Raw genomic sequence first — 24,788 nt, 5'->3', positions numbered from 1 at the left:
TCATATCGTTCCCGATGATTTGAGCCATCAGGTCACGCATAATATGATGATTGCTTGTGGCAAGTTCAAGACATGCCCTGTGCCATGCTGCCGCAGTCTGGGCAGCAGTCGGCATTGCATCCCACTTTGGTTAACAATGCCTTCTGGCTTTACAATTCCCGCAGAACCGGCGCTGCCTTTTGGCCCAAAACCCGCCATGTTCCAATCAAGCCAAAGCCGATGGTGAAGACGAGTGCGACGACGATTGTGAAAACGGCGACTTCCGGCAGCAAAGTGAAGGAAAAGCCCATGATTTGCGCGATAACAAACCATGCCGCAATGCCACCCGCGAGCAGGCCGAACAGGGCTGTTGCAAGGCCAAGAAGCGAATATTCCAGCACATAGGCTCCGATCAGCGTGCGCCGGGTTGCGCCGAGTGTTTTCAGCACGACAGCATCGTGGACACGGGCGCGGTTGCCAGCAGCCAATGCGCCACCAAGCACCAGCACCGAGGCTGCAAGCGCCAGCAGAGCGGCGGCGCGGATAGCGGTCGCCAATTGGCCGATCAGCGCGTTGACCGTATCGAGCGCATCGCGCACGCGCACGGTGGTTACCGTCGGGAATTGTGTGGTGATTTGCTTCAAAATCGTGCCGTCACGTACAGTCGCGTCCACGCCTTCCACTTCAGGAATTTGTAGCGTGGCAAGATAGGCGTGCGGTGCGCCAGCGAATGTATTGGGCGAAAAGACCATGACGAAATTGATGCCCATGCTTTCCCATTCCACATTGCGCAGATTGGCGACTTTGGCTTCGATTTCGCGGCCCAGGACGTTGATGACGATTTTGTCGCCAACGTTCACGCCCACTTCTCCGGCTTCTTCAGCGGCAAATGACACAAGGTTTTCGCCCGTGTGGTTTTCGTCCCACCATGTGCCTTGCGAAAGGGTGGAGTTTGCCGGAAGCTTGGCGGAATAGGTGATGCCCCGGTCGCCACGCAGAACCCAGCGGCCACCTTCTGCTGCCTGAATTTCGCTCGACGGCACGTCGTTGATGGAGACGATGCGGCCGCGCAGCATCGGCACGCCAACGACTTCGGAGCCGGGGGCGACTTCGTCCAGCGCTGTGCGGAAGGGCTGGTATTCGCCCGATTGAATATCGACGAAAAAGAAATCAGGCGCGTTTTGCGGCAGGTTTGCGCCAATTTGCTTGCGCAAATTACCGTCGATCAGCGCCAACGAAACGAGAAGCGCCAGACCGAGGCCGAGCGACAGAACGACCGATGGTGTGAGCGCGCCGGGGCGGTGAATGTTGCCGACCGCCAAACGCCATGGGGTTGAGCGCAAAGTTGGCACGCGGCGGGCGGCGAATTGAATGAGCCAGGAAACGCCGCGTAGCAAAATGAACGAGAAGCCGATGCCAGCGAGAAAAGTGCCAGCGATGTTGCGGTCTGCCGCTTGCCAAACGGCTAAGCCAACGAGGGCTGCGATGATCAACACGGTTGCCACAATGAAGATCGGGCGTGGCCACGGCGCGCTGTCGCGTGCGGCGTTGCGGAAGAGTGCGGTTGCGGGAATGTCTCGGGCTTGCGCCAATGGCCAAAGCGCGAAGGCCAGTGCTGTGAGAACGCCAAATACGGTTGCGGCAAGAAGTGCCGGCAATTGGAAGGGCGAGGCCGAGCCAATCGGGACAACGCCCTCCAAAAACACTTTGGCGATGATGGGCATTAACGTACCGAACGCCAGGCCGATGCCGATGCCGACCAACGCCAGAAGCATGATCTGGAACAGGTAGACCTGAAAAACGAAGCCCGCGGGCGCGCCGAGGCTTTTGAACGAGGCGATGACGTGTTGTTTCGTCTCCAGGAACGCGCGGACAGCATTGGCAACGCCGACGCCACCGACGATCAGCGCGGTGAGGCCAACGAGTGTGAGGAATTGCGAGAAGCGGTTAAGATTGCGCGTCAAAGCAGGAGCTGCATTGGCCGACGAGCGCACGCGCCAACCGGCTTGCGGAAAGGCTTCGTTGGCTTCCTCAATAGTGCGCTTGATGGTTTCCTGATCGTTGACAGGCAATTGCGTGCGCACCGTCCAGCGGACAATCGTTCCCGGCTGCACAAGGCCCGCTTTGTCCAACGAGGCAAGGCTCATCAACACTTTCGGGCCAATGGCAAAGTTGTCGCTCACGCGGTCGGGTTCGTTGGCGATTGTGGCGATGACTTCGAAAGAGGCGCGGCCAATCGCTATAGAGTCTCCCACATTAATGTTAAGCCGCTCTAGCAAAATCGGGTCAACGGCCACCGCATCACCCGCTTGCATTTTTGCGGTCGCGTCTGGCGTGCTGGCGTCAAACGTGCCGACGCGGGGCCACGCACTGTCGACGGCCTTCAGTTCGATGATTGTCTGGTCGGAGCCGTCGGGCATCCGTGCCATTGCGCGCATGTTGGCGGCTTCGGTCGTGGTGCCACGGGCGCTGATGAAGGCCCGCTCTTCCGGCGTCAACTGTCGTTGGCTGGTGGTAAAGGCGATGTCGCCGCCCAAAAGCGTTCGGCCTTCTTCGATCATGCCGCTGGTGATGGATTGGGCGACCGAGTTAACGCCTGAAATTGCCGCGACGCCGAGCGCGATGCAAGCGAGGAAGACGTAGAAACCTTTCAAGCCGCCGCGAAGTTCCCGCAGCGCAAAACGCATGGCGAGCGCCGGTCCGGCCGCGCTGTTGGCGGATGACGTTTTGTCTTGGGGCCGCACAAGGGCGGCTGCGGTGTCAGCGGAAGTTACGGTCACGAGGCAAGCTTTCTGTTTTCCGTGTCAATCTCTCCGGCTCGCACTTTCAGCGTCCGCGAGCATTGCGAGGCGAGAGAAGGATCGTGAGTAACGAGAACCAGCGTTGTGCCGCGCTCGCGCTGTTGCTGGAACAGAAGTTGAGCGATCTGTTCGCCGGTCTCTTCGTCCAGATTGCCGGTTGGTTCGTCCGCGACCAGAATTTTGGGGTCGGGCGCTAGGGCGCGCGCAATGGCGACACGCTGCTGCTCGCCACCGGACATTTGCGATGGATAATGGTTGAGGCGGTGGCCAAGGCCAACCGCTTCCAGTTCTTTCTGCGCTTTGTCGAAGGCGTTTGGATCGCCAGCCAGTTCCAGCGGCACAGCGACGTTTTCCAGCGCTGTCATATTGGGGATCAGGTGGAAGGATTGGAAAATGATGCCGATGTTGCGGCCCCGGAACGCGGCCAAGCCGTCTTCATCCAGCGACGAGAAATCCTCGCCTGCCAGTTTGACCAAACCGCTGTCGATGCGCTCAAGTCCCGCCATCACCATCAACAAGGTCGATTTGCCTGAGCCGGAAGGTCCGACGACGCCCACGGATTCGCCCGCTTCCACGCCCAACGAAATTCCGTTGAGCACATGCACCTTCGATGCACCCTCGCCGAGCGTCAAATGAACCTGATCAAGCTCAATAACATTGTTGGCTGGCTTGGCCACAGGGGCTGGTTTGGCCGCGCTTGCGAGCTTTTTCTTTTTGGGTGAAGGAGTGGATGCTGGCTTTGCCATATTTTGAAAATCTTTCCCTGCTTCTTGTGCAGTGAATTGAAACGCGGCTCGTGCTTCCTACGTTGCTGAAAGTCGTAAAGTTTTCACCCAACATACGTGGCATTAGCCGGGGTCATGTTGTCTCACTTGCTCGCTCCGATATGGCGGGCGCACGCAGAAAGTTAAAGTAATGAATCGTAAAGCAGAACCAACGCGACGATCTGTCCTCGCGCTTTCCGTCAGTCTTTTGGCGCTGGTGAGCGTCTCTTTTGCACCGGCTATTGCGCTCGCTGCGCCCAAAATTGTGGTGTTGGGCGATTCGCTTTCTGCCGGTTATCAGTTGCCACCGGGTGCGGCGTTTCCAGAAAAATTGCAAAAGGCGCTGGATGCCAAGGGCGTTGCGGCTGAAATTGTCGGTGCAGGTGTTTCCGGCGATACGCTTGCAGGCGGCCTTTCCCGGCTCGATTGGTCCGTGGGCGATGATGCTGATGCGGTGATTGTTGAATTGGGGGGCAATGATGCGCTTCGGGGCCTTCCCGTGGAGAAAGCCAGAAGCAGCCTTGAAACCATCATCACGCGGTTGAAAGAGCGCGGCAAGCTGGTGCTTCTGGCTGGCATGATGGCGCCGCCGAATATGGGCGATGCTTATGTGACCGAGTTCAACGCCATGTATGGCAAGCTGGCGCGCAAGCATGATGTGATGCTGTACCCGTTCTTTCTTGAGGGCGTTGCTGCGGTCCCCGAGCTGAACCTTGCCGACGGGTTTCATCCCAACGAGAAGGGTATTGATGTGATCGTCGAGCGCATCTTGCCGGACGTCAAAAAGTTGGTCGCAGAGGCCGAAGAAAAGGGCGATTCGTAAGAACCGCCCTTTCGTAATCTCGTGGCTATTGTGACGCTTTACTGCGCTGCTGCATCCATGAATTTACCGACAGCGCCTTGCATCATTTGAAGCGGTTTCATTGCGGGATCGACGCCGTAGCGCGTTTTGAAGGTCTCAGGCGCAAGCGCGGCCATTTGCGTTTGACCATCCTTTGACCAAACGAGAACGCGGATGGGCAGGTCGTGTGCCGCCATTGGATTGGCCTGCATGATAGGCGTTCCGATTTTCGGATTGCCGAACAGGACCAGCGTTGTGGCCGGCATGTCCAGACCAACGCTTTTTGCACCGGCTTGATGGTCGATCACGGCGAAGACTTTTGCTCCCGCTTTTTCAATCGCTGCGGTGAGCTGCATCACCGTTTTCTCAACGCTGTGAGGGCTGGCTTTTTCAATCCAGCCGTCCATTGCCGATGCGGGCGCGGAAAGAACAAGTGTCGATGTGGCGAACGCCAACGCGGCGGCTGAATTGGTGAGACTGCGTGGCATGGTTAGCTCCTGTTTGGGCTGAAAAAGGCGTTAAATGATCAAGAAGTTTTGCCGATGCCGTAATAGGCCTGATCGCCCCAAAGCCGCTTGACCGTGCGGTCGCGACCGCAGGCGGTGCGGTAGTAATTGTAGCGAATCTTGCTCTTCTTATAATAATCTTGGTGGTAGTCCTCAGCCATCGTAAAGGGCGCCGCCATTGTGATTTCAGTGGCGATTTCCTTGCCGAGGTCTTTTGCGGCCTGCTCTTTGGCCTTTTTCGCGGCCTCCAGCTGTTTGCCATCCAAGGCGTAAACTGCGGTGGAATAGGAGAAACCCCGGTCACAGAACTGCCCGCCGCCATCGGTCGGGTCGACCGAACGGAAGAAGATTTTTAGCAACTCGTCATAGGATATCTTGGCCTCGTCATAGGTGATTTTCACCACTTCGCGGTGGCCGAACTGTGTGTGGTTTTGATAGGTCGGGTTTTCGTTCGTACCGCCCGTGTAGCCCGACACAACCTCACCAACGCCCGCAACTTGTTCAAAGTCTTTTTCGATGCACCAGAAGCAGCCACCGGCAAAAATTGCTTCGGCGGAAAACGCCATCGGCGCGGTTGCTGCCATTGAGGGCAGGGCGATGGAAAGGGCAAGCAGGGATTTGCGCAACATGGTGCTGGTCCGTTTGTTGGGTCGTGAATTGTTGATGTCTTAGCTGTTCAGCTAGGGCAACAATGGGGCGACCGCAACAAACGTTGCTTCAAGTCGGCGTGATGGATGGTGACTTGGATCCTGACCCTAAGCTTTTGCAGACGACGTGCGGGCCTGTACCATGCGGTAGACATGCAATCCCATAATGATGATGTTGAGCACCAGAACGGGCATCACTCCGGCAAGAAACCCATAGGCGACAAAGCAGACATTGCCCGCAATATTGCACATACGCATGTGGGTCTGGTTTTTCATCGAGGCCATCAGCAGCAGGAACAGCCCAGCCAGATAGCCCAGCAAATCAACGTGAAACATCGCTTTCTCCTCCTGCACGCAGGTTAGGAGATTGCGACTGCAGTTTCTGTGACAAAGGACACAGAGCAGCAGAAGGGCTTATTGTTGGTTCCTCGCGGTAGCGCAGCGCAGGGTCAGAGCTTCACGAAGTGATGGGTTTCGTCGCGCACGCCCGGTTGATCGTCGGGGACTTGCAGCGCCAGACCGTGGTCTTCCAGCAACGCAAACCATTGTGGCCATTCGACCAGTGAGAGCGTTTCCACGGCGCTGTCGTCGTCGTTTTCATGATCGCCCAACTGGCCAAAAACGATGCGCAGCACGGGCTCGCCACCGGGAGGTTCATAAATGGCAGGCTTTCCGGCACGGGCTGACGCCCAGTTTCTGATCTCTTGATGATCGGTGAGTGTGATCATGGCTGATGTCTCCTGATGTTGCTGTTGCCCCATCATAACGGCTTTCAGCGGTGATACGTTGCGCTGGATCAATTGAGCGGATGATTTTGTATCATCCGAAAGTTGGCCAAACCGGACGTCAGGAATCTTTGACGTGCTGGTTTTATCGCTCTACAAACGCTCCACCATATCACTCAGGGTCAGGGAGCGGCCTTTTGTCGGACGCACCACGTCTTAAAGAGCGGCCATTGAGCCCGCATCTTTCAATCTACAAGCCTATTCCAACGATGGTCATGTCGATCCTGCATCGCATCACCGGCGTTGCGCTCTATGCAGGCACGATCCTGATCGCGTGGTGGCTGATCGCCGCCGCTTCTGGACCGGATGCATTCGCAACGGCCAACGGCGTGTTCACCTCGATCATTGGCAAGATCATCCTGTTCGGTTTCACCTTCGCGCTGATGCATCACATGCTGGGTGGGCTGAAACATCTGGTTCAGGACACAGGCCGCGGGCTGGAGAAAGATTTCACGACCAAGATCGCCAAAATGCACCCCATCGCTTCAGCGGTCCTGACGGTTCTCGTCTGGCTGCTGGCGCTGGCGTTTTGAGGGGCTGAACAATGACATCTATGAACGATCTGCGCACTCCGCTTTCCCGTGTTCGGGGGCTTGGTTCTGCCAAGGACGGCACGGAGCACTTTTGGCGCCAGCGGCTAACGGCCATCGCGAACATTCCGCTGATGCTGTATTTCATCTGGGTGATGGTCCAGCTGATCGGTGCGACACACGAAGAAGTTGTCGCATGTTTTCAAAAGCCTTCTGTGACTATCATCTTCCTGATGGTGTTTGGGAGCGCATTTTATCACATGAAGCTCGGCATGCAGGTGGTCATTGAAGACTACGTTCAAGGCGGTGCCGGTAAGATCGCGCTCATCGCAAACACATTTTTCTGCATTGGCATGGCCGCAGCCTGCGGCTTTGCAATTCTAAAACTCGGCTTTGGAGGCTAGAGACTTGGCGAAAACGGCAAACGGTAGCGCGAAAAAAGCGATCCCTGCTTACGATATTATCGACCACACCGTAGACGTTTGCGTGGTGGGCGCCGGTGGCGCTGGCCTGCGGGCAACGCTGGGCGCGGCGCAGGCCGGGCTGAAGACGGCGTGCATCACCAAGGTCTTCCCCACGCGCTCCCACACGGTTGCAGCGCAGGGCGGTGTTGCCGCTTCGCTCGGCAATATGGGCAAGGACACCTGGCAGTGGCATATGTATGACACCGTCAAAGGCTCCGACTGGCTGGGCGATCAGGACGCGATTGAATATCTGTGCCGCGAAGCGCCCAAGGCCGTTTATGAGCTTGACCATTTCGGCGTGCCGTTCTCGCGCACCGAAGAGGGCAAGATTTACCAGCGCCCGTTTGGCGGCATGACCACCGAATACGGCGAAGGCCCGCCTGCCCAGCGCACGTGTGCTGCTGCTGACCGCACCGGCCACGCAATGCTGCACACGCTCTATGGTCAGAGTCTGAAATATGACGCTGAATTCTACATCGAATATTTCGCCATTGACCTGATTATGGAAGACGGCGCTTGCCGTGGCGTGGTGTGCATCGAAATGGCAACCGGCCAGATCCACCGCTTCCGCGCGCATAAAACGATTCTGGCGACCGGCGGTTATGGCCGCGCCTATTTCTCCGCCACCTCCGCCCACACCTGCACGGGCGACGGCAATGCGATGGTTCTGCGCGCTGGCCTGCCGCTGCAGGATATGGAGTTCATCCAGTTCCACCCGACCGGCATTTACGGCGCGGGCTGTCTGATCACCGAAGGCTCACGGGGCGAAGGCGGCTATCTCGTCAATTCCGAGGGCGAGCGCTTTATGGAACGCTATGCGCCATCGGCGAAGGATCTCGCCTCCCGCGACGTGGTTTCCCGTTCGATGACGATGGAAATCCGTGAGGGGCGCGGCGTGGGGCCGAAGGGCGACCACATCTATCTCCACCTCGACCATCTCGATGCCGATCTGCTGGCCGAACGCCTGCCCGGCATTTCGGAATCCGCTCGCATCTTTGCTGGTGTTGACGTGACGAAGGAGCCGATCCCGGTGATCCCGACCGTCCACTACAACATGGGCGGCATCCCGACCAATTATCACGGCGAAGTGCTGACCAAGGCCAATGGCGACCCCGATACGGTCGTGCCCGGTCTGATGGCCGTCGGCGAAGCGGCCTGTGTCTCCGTTCACGGCGCAAACCGCCTTGGCTCAAATTCGCTGATTGACCTCGTTGTCTTCGGCCGCGCTGCAGGCATGCGCTGTGCGGAGACGGTGACGGCGGGCGCAAGCCACGGTCCGCTTCCCGCAGACTCCGCCGATCTGGCGCTGTCACGCCTCGACCATTTCCGCAACGCATCGGGCGGCACGCCGACTGCAAAACTGCGCGCCGACATGCAGGCGACCATGCAGTCCAACTGCGCCGTCTTCCGCACAACGGAAATCTTGGACGAGGGCCACGAAAAGATGCACAACATCTGGAAGGCCTCCGACGACATCGCCACCACCGATCGCGGTCTTGTGTGGAATACAGACCTGATCGAAACGATGGAATACGACAACCTGATTTCGCAGGCCGTTGTGACGATGGATTCCGCTTGGAACCGCAAAGAAAGCCGCGGCGCCCACGCCCACGAGGATTACCCCGACCGCGACGACGAAAACTGGATGCACCACACGCTGGCATTTGCCGATTTTGACAAGAAAGAAGTGAAAATGGATACGCGACCCGTGCACACCTACACGCTGAGCAACGAAGTCAGCTACATCAAGCCGAAGGCGCGGGTGTATTAGAGGCTGCGAGCACAGATTTAGAATTTGAAAGGGCCGCGAAAGCGGCCCTTTTTACATGGTGCCGCTGAAGCGATTTCGGCCTACCCCAGACTGTTGGACTGCCGACGAGGCTATCAATCGGTTTGACCAAGGCAACCTTCAAATTAGGCCCTGCTCAAAGTTCCTCGATGTCCGTAGTGCGGGCGAAGTGACCATAAGAAAGCTACTTCAATAAATGTTCCGAGGTAAGCTATGCAAAGGAACTAGCAATCGATCACCATGTCGGATTGATCTGACTGTGATAATTTGAATAATTCAACATCTGCAATACCACCGGCCGCTGTTTCAAATACAGTTGAACGAAAATGAAAATGGTCTATCTCGCCTGACTTAAGCTTTTGGAGCCCGTCTATAAGCCTGTCTAATTCGACATCAGAAAAACCCATGCCAATTCCATACCAACCGGTTTTAAAATCTGTAATTGCTGTGCGCATTGCTTTTTACCTGATCGACTTAATGCTAACTTTTCCCTGCAGTTCCAAAATCAATTATTCGGTTGAATTGTCAAATAGAGAGGCTGGCAATCGGCTCAAAGCTGTCGTCGGCGTCGTTTGGCACACGCGAAATATTTCCGTTTAAGCACCGCACCCCAATTCGTCATCCCGGAGACGCCGGAGGCGGAGTCCGGGATCCAGTGCTGAGAGCGTTGCCCGCGCGGCTCTGGGTTCCGGGTTCTGGCGATGCCAGCCCCGGAATGACGGTGGTGGAGTGAGGGGAAATCGAAAAAGACTTATTCACGCTTCCTCCCCTTCCTCTAACCTCGCCGCCATCTCGTGCGTAAGAACGGTGGCGTCGGTCCGGCTTCGTCATGCGCAAGGGGCCGGTATGTAACTGGGGGCGATGACCGGATCGTCTCCCAAAGTGCACGTCACCCAGTTTCCAGCGCCATTCGGTTAAAGCCCGAAGGTCACGCGGTCGTTGCTCCCATGGGCTGAAAAGGTCCATGCAAACGCAGTCGGAAGGGTAGTCGTAAAAATATCGGGTGGAGCGGGCGGCGGCCTGCCACACAAACACACAACAGACACGGCGGACTTCCGCCCGCTCCATCAGTTCTGCCCGAAGGGTGGAAAGCAGACATCCTCTCGCGAACAAAATGTTCGGCGGAGATGCAAACGCACGTCCTCTATCTACAATCCGTCATCACGGAGCCGCCGCAGCCGGAATCCGGGATCCAGAACCGACAGGTCCACCCGCACGGCACTGGGTTCTGGCGTTGCCAGCCCCGGAATGACGACGAGTGTGTCGGGTGTGAAATTGGGCGCCAAAAAGGGGGCTGCTCAAACCTTGATCAGGTCGCTCTCCTTCACCGTTTCCATCACGGCGAAGGAATGGGTCTGCATCACGTTGGGCAGTTTGCTGATCTTCTCGCCCAGCAATTCGCGGAAATGGGCCATGTCGCGCGTGCGGACTTTCAGCATGTAGTCGAAGGAGCCTGCGATCATCATGCAGGTCTGGATTTCGGGAATGTCGCGCACGGCCGCGTTGAAGTCTTCCAGCGAATTGTCGACCGTTTGCAGCATGTTGATGTGAACGATGGTGACATGGTTCATGTCGATCTTCGCGGGACTGATTTTGGCGTTGTAACCGCTGATTACGCCCGCCTTCTCCAGTCGCCGCACGCGCTCGGAGCAGGGGGTTTTGGTGAGGTTAACCCGTTGGGCCAGTTCAACAATCGAGAGCCTTCCATTGGCCTGCAATTCGTTGAGGATGTGTTTATCGATATTGTCTAAAGACCTGCTCATTTAGGCATATTTCCTGATTTGGCCTGCAAATTAGGCTTTTGACCTAAACATTAGCCAAGTTTAGGCGCTCAGACCAGTCTTTCTTCCTATAATGTAAGATGCGGATGGTAACCGGACGACCGAATTGGGGGGCGTCACCATTCTCGCATTCTCAACCGCAATCGGGCGGTTGCTCACGAGAGGAGAAAGACAATGACTGCAACATTAGTGGTTGGCCTGGATGGTCACGGATCGGGGGAGCGGGCGCTTGCCCACGCCCAACATTTGGCGAAGCTGATCGGCGATTGCGATCTGGTTATTGCCTATATCGTCGAATGGTCGCCGTTCTCATTCCAGACACCGGAAGAAAACGCCGAACGCCACAAGCGCCGGGAGGAAGAAATCTCCACCGCGCTGGAACGGGTGGTCAATCCCGCCGTCGAAAAGCTGAAAGCGGCTGGGCTCAACGCCACGGGCATCGTGCGCCATGGCGACGTTGCCGATGCGCTCATCGCTATCTCGAAGGAAAAGAATGCCGATCAGATTGTCGTCAGTCGTTCCTCCGAAGGCGGTTTCGCCAAGCGCATTTTTGGCAGTTCAACGTCCAACCTTGTGATGAGCGCAACCGTGCCCGTCACAGTTGTCGGTTGAGGAGAGTGTTATGAGAAATCTATCCAAATCAATTCTGCCGACCCTTGCCGCGACTGCGGCACTGACGGGTTCGGCTGTCGCCCAAGAGGCGATGTCGCTAGACCAGAAGGTCAACGAAGTCTTCGCAAACGTCACCGGACCCTTCGTGAGCCTCATCTTCGCACCGTTCCCGGGAACGACTTTTCCGTGGATCGTCATGTGGCTCGTTGTGGCGGCGACCATCTTCACCGTCTATTTCGGTTTTGTGCAGTTTCGCTTTTTTGGCCACGCAATTGGCCTTGTGAAGGGGGATTATTCTGACCCCAACGATGCCGGTGAGGTGAGCCACTTTCAGGCTCTCGCCACCGCGCTTTCCGGCACGGTGGGCCTTGGTAACATTGCCGGTGTGGCCGTTGCCGTGGGCATTGGCGGGCCGGGCGCTACGTTCTGGATGATTTTGGCGGGCCTGATGGGCATGGCGTCAAAATTCACCGAATGTACGCTGGGCGTGAAATACCGCAACGAATATCCAGACGGCACCGTCTCTGGCGGGCCGATGTATTACATCTCCAAGGGCTTTGATGAATTGGGCCTGCCGGGCGGTAAAATTCTGGCCGTTCTGTTTTCGATTTTCTGTATTCTGGGTGCATTGGGCGGGGGCAATATGTTCCAGGCCAACCAGGCGCATGCCCAAATCCAGACAGTTGTCGGTTTTGAGTTCTCCGGTTTGATTACCGGGTTCATCTTTGCGGCAATCGTTTTTGCCGTGATCGTCGGTGGCATTAAATCCATCGCCAAAGTGACCGAGAAAATCGTGCCGTTGATGGGAATCATCTATGTGGGCGCAGCCCTCATCATTTTGATCGTCAATTACGACAAGATCGGCTGGGCCTTTGGCCAGATTTTCGCAGGCGCTTTCACGGGCCTTGGTGTTGCCGGCGGTTTCGTTGGCGCGTTGATCCAGGGCTTCAAGCGGGCGGCGTTCTCGAACGAAGCCGGTGTGGGTTCTGCGGCCATCGCGCACTCTGCGGTGAAAACCAAAGAGCCGATCACGGAAGGTTTCGTCTCGCTGCTTGAGCCGCTGATCGATACGGTCGTCATCTGCACGATGACGGCTTTGGTGATCACCATTTCCGGTCAGTTGATTATGGATGAGGCGACCGGCCTGTTCGTTCTCAACGATGCTGGCAGCGCGATCAAAACCGTGGGTGATACGTCCGGTGTCGCGCTGACATCGGCCGCCTTTGGCTCGTCGATCTCGTGGTTCCCCTATGTGCTCGCCGTAGCGGTGATCATGTTTGCGTTCTCGACCATGATCTCATGGTCCTATTACGGGCTGAAAAGCTGGACCTACATGTTCGGTGAAGGGAAGGCGTCTGAGCTTACGTTCAAGATCATCTTCTGCGTCTTCATCGTTATCGGTGCAGCCGCCAGCCTCGGCCCTGTGATCGACTTCTCGGACGCGGCGATCTTTGCCATGGCCGTGGTCAACATCTTCGCGCTCTACTTCCTCATGGGATTGGTGCGCAAGGAGTTGGCGTCTTACAGCGAGCGTCTTGCCGCTGGCGAGATCAAGAAGTTCAAGCACTAAGTGCTTTTGACAAAAGCTAAGATGGGGCGCTCGATCTGGGCGCCCCGTTTTCGTTTGCAGCTTGCGACTATTGTTCGTCTTGCCAAGTGGCCGAGCCAACGCTACGTCTCAAGCTCAAATTTATGTGCACCGGAGCCCGCACGTGGTTGAACTCACACTGCCTAAAAATTCCCGCATCGAAGACGGCAAAGTCTGGACCAAAATTGAGTCAGACACCAAAGCCCCGACGCGCGAATTCAAGATTTACCGCTGGTCGCCCGATGACGATGGCAATCCACGCACCGATACCTACACCGTCAACACGGACGATTGCGGTCCGATGGTGCTGGACGCGCTCATCTGGATTAAGTCCAACATCGACCCGACGCTGACCTTCCGCCGCTCTTGCCGCGAAGGCATTTGCGGTTCCTGCGCCATGAACATTGACGGCACCAACACGCTTGCCTGCACCAAAGGCATGGCAGAAGTTTCGGGTGCTATTTCGATATATCCCCTGCCGCACATGCCTGTGGTAAAAGACCTTGTGCCGGATTTGACGAATTTCTACGCCCAGCACCGCTCCATTGAGCCTTACTTGAAAACCGTAACGCCGAAGCCGGAGAAAGAGTGGAAGCAATCGCCGGAAGACCGCGAAAAGCTGGATGGTTTGTATGAGTGCATCCTGTGCGCCTGTTGCTCAACGTCCTGCCCGTCCTATTGGTGGAACGGCGACCGATATCTCGGCCCTGCAACGCTGCTGCAGGCCTACCGCTGGTTGATCGACTCGCGCGACGAAGCCACTGGCGAGCGGCTCGACAATCTGGAAGACCCCTTCCGGCTCTACCGCTGCCACACCATCATGAACTGTGCGCAGGCTTGCCCAAAGGGTTTGAACCCGGCGAAAGCGATTGCGGAGATCAAGAAGATGATGGTGGAGCGCCGGGTTTAGGATTTATCCGGTGACTGTCGTTGAGCAATATGTAACGGACAAAAATTTAAAGAGCCGGGCAAACCTCCACGCGAGGTATGGAACCAAGAATTGGTTTGAATTTGTACATGCTGCAATGGAATGGCAAGAAAATGAGCATGTTGCGGATATCGGGTGCGGCCCAGGTTGGCTCTGGAGCGAGGTGTCCTCGCCCTTAAGTATTCTTGACGGACTTACTCTCGTCGATACGTCGCAATTTCTTCTTCAACAAGCCCAGACGACTGTTTCGGCTTTGGTAAAGGACTTTGAGCCACAAGCGTTGGAAGCCAGTGTTTGCGACCTTCCGCTTAACGACGATGGTTTCGATACGGTGCTTGCACTTCATATGCTGTATCACGTGGAGGATCAGCCTAGAGCGGTGATGGAATTCAAGCGAGTTTGTGCAGAAGGTGGCAGGGTGGCTATCAGCACAAACAGCCTGGATAATCTAGCTCGTATCAATCAATTGGGTTTCGATGTTTTCGGGGCACAAAAGCAGGATCTCGGTGCCGTTTTGTTCAGTCCGAGCAGGGCAAGGGAACTTTTAGAGGAGCATTTTGAAAGCGTAGCCGTTCATCGTTTCGAAGATAATTACGAAATAAGCGATGCAAAGGATATTGCAGCCAATCTGCTTTCGTTTCCTCTCGGAGATGCGGCAGACTCTGTAAGGCGGAAAGAACTCGCAGAAGCGCTTGAGCGCGAGTTGATCAGTGTCGAGCGTCCTTTTGTCGATACGAAAGTGAGTTTTCTTCTGATTGCGAATTGAAACGACACAATCATTCCTTTTACGTAAGAAAAATTGTCATAAATTGCCATTCCTTATACTTTTGGCGCTTCTGTAACACATCGATCTTGATTTTCCTGTTCTGCATGCTACGCCTTGAGACAGGGAACTCGCAATCGAGCGCAGGGCGCTCAAATGTCTTACGTAAAAGGAAGAATTTATGGCGCGCAACAAGATCGCATTGATCGGCTCTGGCATGATCGGCGGAACGCTGGCTCACCTCGCTGGTCTGAAAGAACTCGGCGATATCGTGATGTTTGACATTGCCGAAGGCATTCCCGAGGGCAAAGCGCTGGACATTGCGGAATCTTCGCCTGTTGACGGGTTCGACGTAAAACTCTCCGGCACGCAGTCTTATGAAGCCATAGAGGGTGCCGATGTTTGCATTATCACCGCTGGCGTTGCCCGCAAGCCGGGCATGAGCCGCGATGACCTTCTGGGCATCAACCTGAAAGTGATGGAGCAGGTGGGCGCGGGCATTAAAAAGTATGCGCCGAACGCCTTCGTGATCTGCATCACCAACCCGCTCGATGCGATGGTCTGGGCGCTGCAGAAATTCTCCGGCCTGCCGAAGAACATGGTTGTGGGAATGGCGGGTGTGCTGGATTCGTCGCGCTTGAAACACTTCCTCGCTGATGAATTCGACGTTTCGATCAAAGATGTTACAGCCTTTGTGCTCGGCGGCCATGGCGACACGATGGTGCCGATTGCCAAATACACGACCGTTGCGGGTATTCCCCTGCCGGACCTCATCAAGATGGGTTGGACGACGAAAGACCGTGTCGAAGAAATTTTCGACCGCACCCGCAAGGGTGGCGGCGAGATCGTCGCTCTGCTGAAAACGGGTTCCGCCTATTACGCACCCGCCGCATCAGCGATTTCCATGGCCGAAGCCTATCTGCGCGATCAGAAGCGGGTTCTGCCCTGCGCCGTGAACCTGAAAGGCGAATACGGCATTCAAGACATGTATGTCGGTGTGCCGGTGATCATCGGTGCCGGTGGCGCGGAGCGCGTGATCGAAATCGAGATGAGCAAAGCGGATGAGAAGGCGTTTGCGGCGTCTGCCGCTGCAGTGGCCGAGTTGTGCGAAACATGCGCGGGCATAGCGCCGAACTTGAAGTGATCATTTTTTCCGCCGTCATCCTCGGACTTGTGCCGGACGTCTAGGATGCCGGATAGGGCTGCGGTGGTTGATGAAACATTCTGGATCCCGGACTTGGCTTCGCCAATCCGAGGATGACGGATTAGAGAAAAGAGCGAAACGGAATGAACATTCACGAATATCAAGCCAAGCAAGTGCTCGCGGGCTACGGCGCGCCGATTGCCAAGGGTGTGCCGATCCTATCGGAAGCGGACGTGGACGCGGCTATCGAGGCGCTGCCGGGTCCGCTTTATGTGGTGAAATCGCAGATTCATGCGGGTGGTCGCGGTAAGGGCAAGTTCAAGGAGCTTCCCGAAGATGCCAAGGGCGGTGTTCGGCTGGCCTTCTCGCCTGACGAAGTCCGCAGCCATGTCAAGGAGATGCTCGGCAACACGCTGGTCACGAAACAGACTGGACCCGCTGGCAAACAGGTCAATCGGCTCTACCTCGAAGACGGTGCGGATATTGAGCGCGAGCTTTATTGCTCCATCCTCGTGAACCGAGAGACGGGCAAGGTTTCGTTCGTTGCCTCCACCGAAGGCGGCATGGACATTGAGGCTGTGGCTGAAGAGACGCCGGACAAGATTCACACAATCGACATCGATCATTCCGCAGGCGTAACGGACGCGAACATCGCGGCGCTCGTTTCTGCGTTTGAATTGACCGGCAAGGCCGCTGACGAAGCGCCGAAACTGTTTCGCGACCTCTACACGGCTTTCACCGACACAGACATGGCGCTGTTGGAAGTGAACCCGCTGATCGTGATGAAAAACGGCTCACTTCGGGTGTTGGATGCGAAAGTTTCCTTCGACGGCAATGCCGAATTCCGCCAAGCGGAAATGCAGCAATACCGCGATCTCACCGAAGAAGACGCTAAGGAAATTGAAGCGTCGAAATATGACCTCGCCTATGTGGCTTTGGACGGTGATATCGGCTGCATGGTCAACGGAGCTGGGCTTGCAATGGCGACGATGGACATCATCAAGCTCTATGGCGCAGAGCCAGCCAACTTCCTCGATGTGGGCGGCGGTGCGACGACCGAGAAGGTCACGGCGGCATTCAAAATCATCACGGCGGACCCGAAGGTCAAAGGCATTCTGGTCAATATTTTCGGCGGCATCATGCGCTGTGACACGATTGCCGAAGGCGTCGTGACGGCTGTTAAAGAAGTCGGCCTGAAAGTGCCGCTGGTTGTGCGCTTGGAAGGCACGAAAGTTGAAGAGGGCAAGGCCATCCTCAACAATTCAGATGTGGATGTGGTGGCCGCTGATGATCTGGATGATGCGGCGCAGAAAATCGTGAAAGCGGTGAAGGGTTGAGAGACGAGGAGAGAGCGCATGGGTTCAATAACAGCAAATCTAAAATCGTATTCAAAACTATCTGTCAGGCTTCCCAAGAACCAGGGAACCGGACAGACAACTAAAATTAGCTCGTTGTCGCTGGACTTTGATATCATCAGCAGCGCAATACCTTTCACTGTCCAATTCTTGATGCAAGATGAACTAGCACGACGTCCCGAAACCGAAATCACCTACTTTACTGTTGGCAATAGGATACAAATTACGCTTCAGGAATATGTGACTGAAGCCGAATACACGAACTTGCTTTTGCAGCTGTCAAATTCTGAAGTATCTTCGATAGATGTGAACTTTGAAGGAGATGATTTTCCTTCATTCATTTCGCCAACGGATGCAACGAATACGAGTGCGGTCGACAATCGTTTAGTGTCTCAAATTATTTTGAGATCAAATTGAGCATGCTTGTCGAAAAATTGGCCCTTGCCCGTCGAGCTTTGATGTTTGCTTTTGGCTTGTCATTTACGACATTTTCCCACGCCCAAACCGCGCTTTCGGGATCGACGGATGCCGATGCAAATCCGGACCCTGTCTTCGTGTTTAACCGCATTTGCTACGCGCAGGTGCATGATTTCAGCGCGATCCGTGAGATGTCCGCGAAGTTGGCTTGGCGTTCGATGGGGGCGACCGATCTGAAAGCGTTCCAAAGCGTCGACAACCCGACGGCCCTAGAAGGTTGGGACGTGCAGGTGGGAGAGCGACTGTTTCGTGTTGGCATTCAGAAATCCGGCCTGACAGATGCACAGAAAAAGACGTTCCCGGATTTTGCTGGTGGCACCGCCTCCACCTGTTCCATCGTGCTGGACGACCAGCAGGACGCAGCCGAATTCATGCCCAACATGCAGCGACTGGCGGGCAAGGAGCCGATCTCCAAGGACGTGTCCGAAGGTCTGCTCAACGCTACCACATGGGCGGGCGGCAACGATGATATCAAGGTCTTTCTCGTCGCAAAGGCTCCGCCAACCGGCAACGGCGGTTTGCTCAACGTAACCCTGTTGCAAAAATGATGGAGACACTTTTCGCATGGCTGCCGCTGGTTTTGCTCCTCATTGGGGCCGCGTGGTTGGCTCGCTACCAGATGCGAACCTACGGCGCTCACGTCGACCGTGTGAACGCGATTAACGACCGAACGCTGGAAATTAACGAACAGATTCTCGACCAAAACCGCGAAACGCTTTTGGTTCTCAAGGAAATTCAGAAGACACTGAAAGATAAGTGCTAATGTCCATTCTCATCGATAAAAACACCAAAGTCATCGTCCAAGGCCTTACGGGTAAAACCGGCACGTTCCATACAGAGCAAGCGCTTGCTTATCATGGCACGCAGATGGTTGCGGGCACGCATCCCAAAAAGGGCGGCGAGACGTGGACGGCTTCCAACGGAACTGGTGATCTGCCGATTTTCACCACCGTTGCAGAGGCCAAGGAACAGACGGGTGCCAATGCCTCCGTGATCTACGTGCCACCCGCCGGTTGTGCGGCCGCCATTGAGGAAGCGATTGATGCGGAAATTCCGCTGATTGTGGCGATTACCGAAGGTGTGCCTGTGTTGGACATGGTGCGCGTGAAGGAAAAGCTCGACAAATCCAAATCCCGCCTTATCGGCCCCAACTGTCCCGGCGTAATGACGCCGGATGAATGCAAGATCGGCATTATGCCGGGCTCGATCTTCAAAAAAGGTTCGGTCGGTGTTCTGTCGCGTTCCGGCACGCTCACCTATGAGGCGGTGTTTCAAACCACCAATGCGGGTCTTGGTCAAACGACGGCTGTGGGCATTGGCGGCGACCCGGTGAAGGGCACGGAATTCATCGACGTGCTGGAGATGTTCCTCGCCGATGACGAGACCAAATCCATCATCATGATCGGCGAAATCGGTGGCTCCGCAGAAGAAGATGCAGCGCAGTTTATCAAAGACGAGGCCAAGAAAGGTCGCTCGAAACCGATGGTCGGGTTCATCGCTGGTCGTACTGCGCCCCCAGGCCGCACGATGGGCCATGCTGGCGCCGTTATTTCAGGCGGTAAGGGCGGTGCAGAAGACAAGATTGACGCAATGGAAGCCGCCGGCATTCGCGTTTCTGACAGCCCCGCCAAACTGGGCGAGACGCTGCTGGACGTGTTGAAAGGTTGATGGAAGGGGTTTGACTGTTTCGTGATGTGGCAAATTACACAGTTTGTATCTGTCGTTTGCGCTAGCTCTGGCGGCGAATTCGTTCGCTTGGCTATGAGAGGAATCAGTCCATGCCCCTAACCGTTGATACAGTCGCTACCGGAGATCCAGCAGTCAATGGCATCCTCCACGATGATCATTATATCGGGCCGGTGATCACTTATTCCTTTCCCGCCTATGCGTCTCTCTACGAATCCAGTCACTATCACGCGCTGCCGGGATTTGAGCCGCTCAATAATGCGCAGCGAAATGCTGTCCGCGAAACCTTTGATCTGATCGAAGAATATACGTTGGTGCGTTTTGCTGAAATGACCGAACGCGCTGACTCACATGCGACTTTGCGGCTTGCTCAGACAGATATTCGTGAAACGTATCGGCCTGATGGCACGATATTTTCAAAACCGATTACAACCGCCACCGCGTTTAATCCTTCGGAGACGCCTCTTGGTGGTGATGTGTTTTTTAATCCTGACGACTTTGACACGCCAAGTGCGGGCAATTTCGATCAGATGACGTTCTACCACGAAATCGGTCACGCGATCGGGTTGGAGCACAGTCACGAAAATACCGACTTTGGAACGACACCGACTGCATACGATCACATGAGCTATACGGTTATGAGCTATCGCATGTCCGAAGGTGCTCCAATTCGGAGCGCCCGTGCGGACGGCTATGCCGAAACCTTCATGATGATCGATATAGCCGCATTGCAGCACCTTTATGGTGCCGACTTTACGACCAATGCGGGCGACACAACCTATTTGTTCCGCCCAACGGAAGATAAGATTTTCCGCACAATTTGGGATGGAAACGGCACTGATACTTACGATTTCCGCTTGTATTCGACTGATCTGCGTATTGACCTTAATCCTGGCTTGTCATCGGATACGAATGCTGGACAGACTGTGCTGTTGAATTCAGGTTACGTTTCGGGCGGCGAGGCACCTGTTTATGCCGAGGGCAACGTGTTCAACGCTTTGCTTTACAATGGTGACACGCGCTCTTTGATCGAGAATGCCTTGGGTGGGTCGGGCAACGATACCATTTCTGGCAACCAAGCCGCCAATCTACTCAATGGCAATGGTGGAAACGATACCATTCACGGGCTTGGTGGGAGTGACACCCTGTACGGCCTCAGCGGTGGCGACAACATATTTGGTGGCCTCGGCAGAGACAGAATTTTTGGCGGTGAAGACAATGACGCCCTTCGTGGAGAGGAGGATGGAGATAGGATTTACGGCGGAAGTGGAAACGATGATCTGTTCGGTGGCGAGGGCAACGACCTTCTAGATGGTGGAACTGGATCAGATGAAATCCGCGGTGGGCTTGGTCGCGACGTTATTCTTGGACGAGACGGTGCCGATGATCTTTTTGGTGATGAAGAGGGTGACAAAATTTACGGTCACCAGGGCGCCGATATAGTAAAAGGCGGTGGCGGTAACGATTTCATTCGCGGCGGAGATGATGGTGACCTACTTTTCGGTGATGAAGGTCGCGATGCGATCTTCGGCGATGCTGGAAACGATGAACTCCACGGAGGCGCGGAAGGCGACTCACTCTACGGTCAGGCTGGTCTCGACTCGATTTATGGCGGCGATGGCAACGATCTGATTAAGGGCGGTGCGGACAGGGACGCATTGTTTGGCGACACCGGACGTGATGCGATCTATGGAGAAGACGGTGACGATGTCATTCGGGGTGGTTCTGGCGACGACTCATTGTTCGGCATGGATGGTCTCGACGATATTTATGGTGATGATGGAGATGACCGTCTGAAAGGGGGCGTCGGTGCTGACGACCTGTATGGCGGCAATGATAATGACATTCTCATTGGCGAAAGCGGCGACGACAAGCTGTTTGGCGAAGCAGGCAATGATCTGCTGCTGGGCGGTATAGGCTCCAATATTCTCAATGGCGGTATTGGCGATGACGTGTTCCGTTTCCAGACCAATGATGAGACCAACGTCATCGAAGACTTCACCAAAGGTGAAGACATTATCGACATGCGCGCGTTTGGCTTCACCAGCTATCAAGATTTTCTAGCCGGAACAGACCAGTTTTCAGTATCGGGGACCGGCAGGTATGTGACGATCGACGGAAATGGGTCTTTTTCGATCCTGCTCTCCGGTTTCTCTGGCGCTCTGGAGGAAAGTGACTTCGCGCTCTTCTGAGGCTTATAAGGGTTCTAAAGGCTTGCGCCTGAAACCTGATGTCCCGGTCGAGCAATCAAATGCCATCTGATCGTTTCGACGACATGACGATGGACAAAATATTGAGCGACCGGCAACAGATTGCCGCCGCTCCTGTTCGATAATCGGCCATGATGGCCGTGAGAAAACTGGAAAGGGACGACGATGGCGCGTCAGGAACAAAACGAAGCCTTTGCGAATACCTCGTTTCTTTACGGGGGCAATGCTGGATATATCGAAGAGCTTTATGCCGACTACAAGCGCAACCCGTCTTCGGTAAGTGCGGAGTGGCAGCAGTTTTTTGGTGATCTGGGCGACCATGGTGATGACATCATCAAGAATGCCGAAGGTGCCTCCTGGAAGCAGAAGAATTGGCCAATTCCAGCTAATGGTGAGTTGACGTCTGCGCTTGACGGTCATTGGGCGGATGATGAAGTCGTTAGTGAGAAGAAGGTTAGCGCGGCGATCGCAGCCAAGGGCGGTATGTCCGATCTTGAAGTGCAGCAGGCGACGCGCGACTCCATCCGTGCGATCATGATGGTTCGCGCTTACCGCTTCCGTGGACATTTGCACGCCAATCTCGATCCGCTCGGCATCGCGGGCAACAAGGAAGACCACAACGAGCTTCACCCCTCGGCCTATGGCTTCACCGAGGCCGATTACGACCGCAAGATTTTCCTCGACAATGTGTTGGGCATGGAATTTGCGACCGTTCCTGAAATGCTGGAAGTGCTTAAGCGAACCTATTGCTCGACGCTCGGCGTTGAATTCATGCACATTTCCAACCCGCAGGAAAAAAGCTGGATTCAGGAGCGTATCGAAGGCCCGAACAAGGGTATTGAGTTCACCGAAAACGGCAAGAAGGCGATTTTGCACAAACTGGTTGAAGCCGAAGGCTTTGAGCGGTTTCTCGATGTTAAATACAAGGGCACGAAACGTTTTGGTCTTGATGGCGGCGAGTCACTCATTCCGGCGCTGGAGCAAATTATCAAACGCGGTGGCCAGTTGGGCCTGAAAGAGATCGTCTTTGGTATGGCGCATCGCGGCCGTTTGAACGTGCTGACCAACGTAATGAGCAAACCTTTCCGTGCGGTTTTCCATGAGTTCAAGGGTGGTTCCTTCAAGCCTGATGAGGTCGAAGGATCGGGCGACGTTAAATACCACCTTGGCGCTTCCTCCGACCGCGATTTCGACGGCAACAAGGTTCACCTGTCGTTGACGGCAAATCCATCGCATCTGGAGATTGTGAACCCCGTCGTGTTGGGCAAGGCCCGCGCCAAGGGCGACCAGTTGATGCCAAAGCGCGAAGACGGTTCGCGCGACCGCCGGGTTGTTCTGCCATTGCTTTTGCACGGTGACGCGGCTTTTGCCGGGCAAGGCGTTGTGGCGGAGTGTTTTGGTCTGTCTGGCCTCAAGGGTCACATTACAGGCGGGTCAATCCACTTCATCATCAACAACCAGATCGGATTTACGACGAATCCGCGTTTTTCGCGCTCCTCGCCTTATCCATCGGACGTGGCGAAGATGATCGAAGCGCCGATTTTCCACGTCAACGGAGACGATCCGGAAGCGGTGGTTCACGCTGCAAAAGTGGCGATCGAATTCCGTCAGCAGTTCGGCAAGCCCGTTGTGATTGATATGTTCTGCTACCGCCGTTACGGCCACAACGAGGGCGACGAGCCTAAATTCACGCAGCCTGTGATGTATGACATCATCAAAAAACACCCCACCACGCTCACACAGTATGGGCAGAAGTTGGTGAAGGAAGGCGTGCTGAGCGAAGACGAGGTGCAGGGCCAGATCGCTGGTTTCCGCGCTGAATTGGATGGCGAGTTTGAAGCGGCGGAGAGCTACAAGCCCAACAATGCGGATTGGTTGGACGGGCAATGGTCGGGCTTGAAGGTTGCCGACAGTCCGGAAGAAAAGCGCCCCGGACAGACCGGTGTTGCAATGGACGAATTGAAGCGCGTGGGCGAAGCCATCACATCGGTTCCTGACGGTTTCGAGGTTCATAAGACCATCGCCCGTTTCATGGACAATCGCCGCGCAATGATTTCGTCTGGCGAAGGCATCGACTGGGCGACGGCAGAGGCTATGGCTTTCGGCACGTTGCAAAGCGAAGGCCATAAGGTTCGCCTGTCCGGTCAGGACTGTGAGCGCGGAACGTTCTCGCAGCGCCACTCGGTGCTTTACGATCAAAAGACTGAAGATCGCTACATTCCGCTGGATAATCTGGGCAAAGATGCTGCCGGTTATGAGGTCATTAACTCCATGCTCTCGGAAGAGGCGGTGTTGGGCTATGAGTATGGCTACTCACTGGCTGAGCCAAATGGGCTGACACTGTGGGAAGCGCAATTTGGTGATTTCACCAACGGTGCGCAGGTCGTGGTTGATCAGTTTATCTCGTCGGGCGAGCACAAGTGGCTGCGCATGTGCGGCCTCGTGATGCTTCTGCCCCACGGCTATGAAGGCCAGGGGCCGGAGCATTCTTCAGCGCGGCTGGAGCGGTTCCTGCAATCATGTGCGGAAGACAATATGCAGGTCGCAAATTGCACAACACCAGCCAATTATTTCCACATTCTGCGCCGCCAGATGAAGCGCGATTTCCGCAAGCCGCTCATCATGATGACGCCGAAGAGTCTGCTGCGTCACAAACGCTGCGTTTCGACGCTGGAAGAACTGGGCCCGAAATCCACTTTCCACCGCCTGCTTTGGGACGATGCGGAAGTTTTGAACGAACAACCGATCAAGCTGGTCAAGGACGATAAAATTCGCCGCGTGGTGCTTTGCTCGGGCAAGGTCTATTACGATCTGTATGAAGAGCGCGAAAAGCGTGGGATCAACGACATTTACCTGCTGCGGGTTGAACAGCTTTACCCATTCCCGGCAAAGGCGCTGATTACCGAGTTGTCGCGTTTTGGCGATGCGGAAATTGTCTGGTGTCAGGAAGAACCCAAGAATATGGGTGCGTGGGCTTTTATCCAACCCTATCTAGAGTGGGTGTTGGAACACATTGACGCCAAACACACGCGGCCCCGTTATGCGGGCCGTGCGGCGGCGGCTTCTCCGGCAACGGGTCAAATGTCACGCCATTTGGCGCAACTCGGAGCCTTCCTTGAAGAAGCTCTTGGTGGATAA

Annotated in this window: 24 protein-coding genes; 16 read left to right on the top strand and 8 right to left on the bottom strand. The window is 55.5% G+C overall.

Features of this window, described 5'->3' with window-relative positions:
• Nucleotides 1–149: 149 nt before the first annotated feature.
• Nucleotides 150–2,666 carry an ABC transporter permease gene (locus tag ACFQ14_RS09740; RefSeq protein WP_377212943.1) on the bottom strand — a complete coding sequence of 839 codons (2,517 nt, stop codon included), beginning with the start codon at nt 2,664–2,666 and terminating at the stop codon, nt 150–152.
• Nucleotides 2,667–2,755: 89 nt separating this feature from the next.
• Complete coding sequence (locus ACFQ14_RS09735; RefSeq protein WP_377212543.1) at nt 2,756–3,526, bottom strand: ABC transporter ATP-binding protein; 771 nt, start codon at nt 3,524–3,526, stop codon at nt 2,756–2,758.
• Nucleotides 3,527–3,695: 169 nt separating this feature from the next.
• Here ACFQ14_RS09735 and ACFQ14_RS09730 point away from each other — a divergent pair, with 169 nt between their 5' ends.
• Nucleotides 3,696–4,367 carry an arylesterase gene (locus ACFQ14_RS09730; RefSeq protein WP_377212542.1) on the top strand — a complete coding sequence of 224 codons (672 nt, stop codon included), beginning with the start codon at nt 3,696–3,698 and terminating at the stop codon, nt 4,365–4,367.
• 38 nt (nt 4,368–4,405) lie between these two features.
• Here the strand turns inward: ACFQ14_RS09730 and ACFQ14_RS09725 are convergent, their stop codons facing one another.
• The 4 genes from ACFQ14_RS09725 to ACFQ14_RS09710 all read right to left on the bottom strand — a co-directional run bounded on the left by ACFQ14_RS09725 (nt 4,406) and on the right by ACFQ14_RS09710 (nt 6,266).
• On the bottom strand, nt 4,406–4,873 hold the full coding sequence (locus ACFQ14_RS09725; protein ID WP_377212541.1) for a DUF302 domain-containing protein: 468 nt from the start codon (nt 4,871–4,873) through the stop codon (nt 4,406–4,408).
• 38 nt (nt 4,874–4,911) lie between these two features.
• Nucleotides 4,912–5,520 (bottom strand): peptide-methionine (S)-S-oxide reductase MsrA, encoded by a 609-nt coding sequence (gene msrA, locus ACFQ14_RS09720; protein ID WP_377212540.1) that lies wholly within the window; start codon nt 5,518–5,520, stop codon nt 4,912–4,914.
• A gap of 126 nt (nt 5,521–5,646) precedes the next feature.
• Nucleotides 5,647–5,874, bottom strand: coding sequence for a hypothetical protein (locus ACFQ14_RS09715; protein ID WP_377212539.1), 228 nt, complete (start codon nt 5,872–5,874; stop codon nt 5,647–5,649).
• A 113-nt stretch (nt 5,875–5,987) separates the two neighbouring features.
• Entirely contained in the window at nt 5,988–6,266 is a 279-nt protein-coding gene (locus tag ACFQ14_RS09710; RefSeq protein ID WP_377212538.1) for a hypothetical protein, read from the bottom strand.
• Nucleotides 6,267–6,460: 194 nt separating this feature from the next.
• On the opposite strand from ACFQ14_RS09710, the gene sdhC reads away from it, so the two are divergent.
• Genes sdhC through sdhA form a run of 3 tightly spaced genes read left to right on the top strand, consistent with a single transcriptional unit; the run spans nt 6,461 to nt 9,088 of the window.
• Complete coding sequence (gene sdhC / locus ACFQ14_RS09705; protein WP_377212537.1) at nt 6,461–6,856, top strand: succinate dehydrogenase, cytochrome b556 subunit; 396 nt, start codon at nt 6,461–6,463, stop codon at nt 6,854–6,856.
• Nucleotides 6,857–6,876: 20 nt separating this feature from the next.
• Nucleotides 6,877–7,257, top strand: a complete 381-nt coding sequence (gene sdhD, locus ACFQ14_RS09700; RefSeq protein WP_377212942.1) for a succinate dehydrogenase, hydrophobic membrane anchor protein — start codon at nt 6,877–6,879, stop codon at nt 7,255–7,257.
• A gap of 4 nt (nt 7,258–7,261) precedes the next feature.
• Entirely contained in the window at nt 7,262–9,088 is a 1,827-nt protein-coding gene (gene sdhA / locus ACFQ14_RS09695) for a succinate dehydrogenase flavoprotein subunit (protein ID WP_377212536.1), read from the top strand.
• Nucleotides 9,089–9,330: 242 nt separating this feature from the next.
• On the opposite strand, the gene ACFQ14_RS09690 is transcribed toward sdhA, so the two are convergent.
• Entirely contained in the window at nt 9,331–9,561 is a 231-nt protein-coding gene (locus ACFQ14_RS09690; protein ID WP_377212535.1) for a hypothetical protein, read from the bottom strand.
• An 843-nt stretch (nt 9,562–10,404) separates the two neighbouring features.
• Nucleotides 10,405–10,869, bottom strand: coding sequence for an Lrp/AsnC ligand binding domain-containing protein (locus ACFQ14_RS09685; RefSeq protein WP_377212534.1), 465 nt, complete (start codon nt 10,867–10,869; stop codon nt 10,405–10,407).
• Between the two features lie 192 nt (nt 10,870–11,061).
• Here ACFQ14_RS09685 and ACFQ14_RS09680 point away from each other — a divergent pair, with 192 nt between their 5' ends.
• From ACFQ14_RS09680 to ACFQ14_RS09625, 12 genes are all read left to right on the top strand, one after another.
• On the top strand, nt 11,062–11,499 hold the full coding sequence (locus ACFQ14_RS09680) for a universal stress protein (protein WP_377212533.1): 438 nt from the start codon (nt 11,062–11,064) through the stop codon (nt 11,497–11,499).
• Between the two features lie 10 nt (nt 11,500–11,509).
• A complete protein-coding gene (locus ACFQ14_RS09675) occupies nt 11,510–13,069 on the top strand; it encodes an alanine/glycine:cation symporter family protein (RefSeq protein ID WP_377212532.1) in 1,560 nt (519 codons plus the stop codon).
• Between the two features lie 142 nt (nt 13,070–13,211).
• The gene (locus ACFQ14_RS09670) at nt 13,212–13,997 is read left to right on the top strand and encodes a succinate dehydrogenase iron-sulfur subunit (RefSeq protein WP_377212531.1); all 786 of its coding nucleotides are present in this window, start codon (nt 13,212–13,214) and stop codon (nt 13,995–13,997) included.
• Between the two features lie 10 nt (nt 13,998–14,007).
• Nucleotides 14,008–14,781: a class I SAM-dependent methyltransferase gene (locus ACFQ14_RS09665; protein ID WP_377212530.1), complete on the top strand. Its 774-nt coding sequence runs from the start codon at nt 14,008–14,010 to the stop codon at nt 14,779–14,781.
• A gap of 178 nt (nt 14,782–14,959) precedes the next feature.
• Nucleotides 14,960–15,922, top strand: a complete 963-nt coding sequence (mdh, locus tag ACFQ14_RS09660) for a malate dehydrogenase (protein ID WP_377212529.1) — start codon at nt 14,960–14,962, stop codon at nt 15,920–15,922.
• Nucleotides 15,923–16,065: 143 nt separating this feature from the next.
• Nucleotides 16,066–17,259: an ADP-forming succinate--CoA ligase subunit beta gene (gene sucC, locus ACFQ14_RS09655; RefSeq protein ID WP_377212528.1), complete on the top strand. Its 1,194-nt coding sequence runs from the start codon at nt 16,066–16,068 to the stop codon at nt 17,257–17,259.
• Nucleotides 17,260–17,277: 18 nt separating this feature from the next.
• Entirely contained in the window at nt 17,278–17,694 is a 417-nt protein-coding gene (locus ACFQ14_RS09650; RefSeq protein ID WP_377212527.1) for a hypothetical protein, read from the top strand.
• A 2-nt stretch (nt 17,695–17,696) separates the two neighbouring features.
• The gene (locus ACFQ14_RS09645) at nt 17,697–18,302 is read left to right on the top strand and encodes a hypothetical protein (protein ID WP_377212526.1); all 606 of its coding nucleotides are present in this window, start codon (nt 17,697–17,699) and stop codon (nt 18,300–18,302) included.
• Nucleotides 18,299–18,517 carry a hypothetical protein gene (locus tag ACFQ14_RS09640; protein ID WP_377212525.1) on the top strand — a complete coding sequence of 73 codons (219 nt, stop codon included), beginning with the start codon at nt 18,299–18,301 and terminating at the stop codon, nt 18,515–18,517. Before ACFQ14_RS09645 ends, ACFQ14_RS09640 begins: the two co-directional genes overlap by 4 nt.
• Nucleotides 18,517–19,422: a succinate--CoA ligase subunit alpha gene (gene sucD / locus ACFQ14_RS09635; protein WP_377212524.1), complete on the top strand. Its 906-nt coding sequence runs from the start codon at nt 18,517–18,519 to the stop codon at nt 19,420–19,422. Before ACFQ14_RS09640 ends, sucD begins: the two co-directional genes overlap by 1 nt.
• A gap of 110 nt (nt 19,423–19,532) precedes the next feature.
• On the top strand, nt 19,533–21,632 hold the full coding sequence (locus ACFQ14_RS09630) for a M10 family metallopeptidase C-terminal domain-containing protein (RefSeq protein WP_377212523.1): 2,100 nt from the start codon (nt 19,533–19,535) through the stop codon (nt 21,630–21,632).
• Nucleotides 21,633–21,815: 183 nt separating this feature from the next.
• Complete coding sequence (locus ACFQ14_RS09625; protein ID WP_377212522.1) at nt 21,816–24,788, top strand: 2-oxoglutarate dehydrogenase E1 component; 2,973 nt, start codon at nt 21,816–21,818, stop codon at nt 24,786–24,788.

This window comes from Pseudahrensia aquimaris, assembly GCF_042676045.1.
Lineage (GTDB): Bacteria > Pseudomonadota > Alphaproteobacteria > Rhizobiales > Rhizobiaceae > Pseudahrensia > Pseudahrensia aquimaris.
The sequence above is the reverse complement of the archived record's forward strand: the minus strand, read 5'-3'. Positions and strand labels throughout refer to the sequence as shown.

Coding starts and splice junctions, on each gene's coding strand:
- ACFQ14_RS09740 (WP_377212943.1), bottom strand. CDS start 2,666: ATGCGTTTTGCGCTGCGGGAACTTCGCGGCGGCTTGAAAGGTTTCTAC.
- ACFQ14_RS09735 (WP_377212543.1), bottom strand. CDS start 3,526: ATGGCAAAGCCAGCATCCACTCCTTCACCCAAAAAGAAAAAGCTCGCA.
- ACFQ14_RS09730 (WP_377212542.1), top strand. CDS start 3,696: ATGAATCGTAAAGCAGAACCAACGCGACGATCTGTCCTCGCGCTTTCC.
- ACFQ14_RS09725 (WP_377212541.1), bottom strand. CDS start 4,873: ATGCCACGCAGTCTCACCAATTCAGCCGCCGCGTTGGCGTTCGCCACA.
- msrA (WP_377212540.1), bottom strand. CDS start 5,520: ATGTTGCGCAAATCCCTGCTTGCCCTTTCCATCGCCCTGCCCTCAATG.
- ACFQ14_RS09715 (WP_377212539.1), bottom strand. CDS start 5,874: ATGTTTCACGTTGATTTGCTGGGCTATCTGGCTGGGCTGTTCCTGCTG.
- ACFQ14_RS09710 (WP_377212538.1), bottom strand. CDS start 6,266: ATGATCACACTCACCGATCATCAAGAGATCAGAAACTGGGCGTCAGCC.
- sdhD (WP_377212942.1), top strand. CDS start 6,877: ATGAACGATCTGCGCACTCCGCTTTCCCGTGTTCGGGGGCTTGGTTCT.
- ACFQ14_RS09690 (WP_377212535.1), bottom strand. CDS start 9,561: ATGCGCACAGCAATTACAGATTTTAAAACCGGTTGGTATGGAATTGGC.
- ACFQ14_RS09685 (WP_377212534.1), bottom strand. CDS start 10,869: ATGAGCAGGTCTTTAGACAATATCGATAAACACATCCTCAACGAATTG.
- ACFQ14_RS09680 (WP_377212533.1), top strand. CDS start 11,062: ATGACTGCAACATTAGTGGTTGGCCTGGATGGTCACGGATCGGGGGAG.
- ACFQ14_RS09675 (WP_377212532.1), top strand. CDS start 11,510: ATGAGAAATCTATCCAAATCAATTCTGCCGACCCTTGCCGCGACTGCG.
- mdh (WP_377212529.1), top strand. CDS start 14,960: ATGGCGCGCAACAAGATCGCATTGATCGGCTCTGGCATGATCGGCGGA.
- sucC (WP_377212528.1), top strand. CDS start 16,066: ATGAACATTCACGAATATCAAGCCAAGCAAGTGCTCGCGGGCTACGGC.
- ACFQ14_RS09650 (WP_377212527.1), top strand. CDS start 17,278: ATGGGTTCAATAACAGCAAATCTAAAATCGTATTCAAAACTATCTGTC.
- ACFQ14_RS09645 (WP_377212526.1), top strand. CDS start 17,697: ATGCTTGTCGAAAAATTGGCCCTTGCCCGTCGAGCTTTGATGTTTGCT.
- ACFQ14_RS09640 (WP_377212525.1), top strand. CDS start 18,299: ATGATGGAGACACTTTTCGCATGGCTGCCGCTGGTTTTGCTCCTCATT.
- sucD (WP_377212524.1), top strand. CDS start 18,517: ATGTCCATTCTCATCGATAAAAACACCAAAGTCATCGTCCAAGGCCTT.
- ACFQ14_RS09630 (WP_377212523.1), top strand. CDS start 19,533: ATGCCCCTAACCGTTGATACAGTCGCTACCGGAGATCCAGCAGTCAAT.
- ACFQ14_RS09625 (WP_377212522.1), top strand. CDS start 21,816: ATGGCGCGTCAGGAACAAAACGAAGCCTTTGCGAATACCTCGTTTCTT.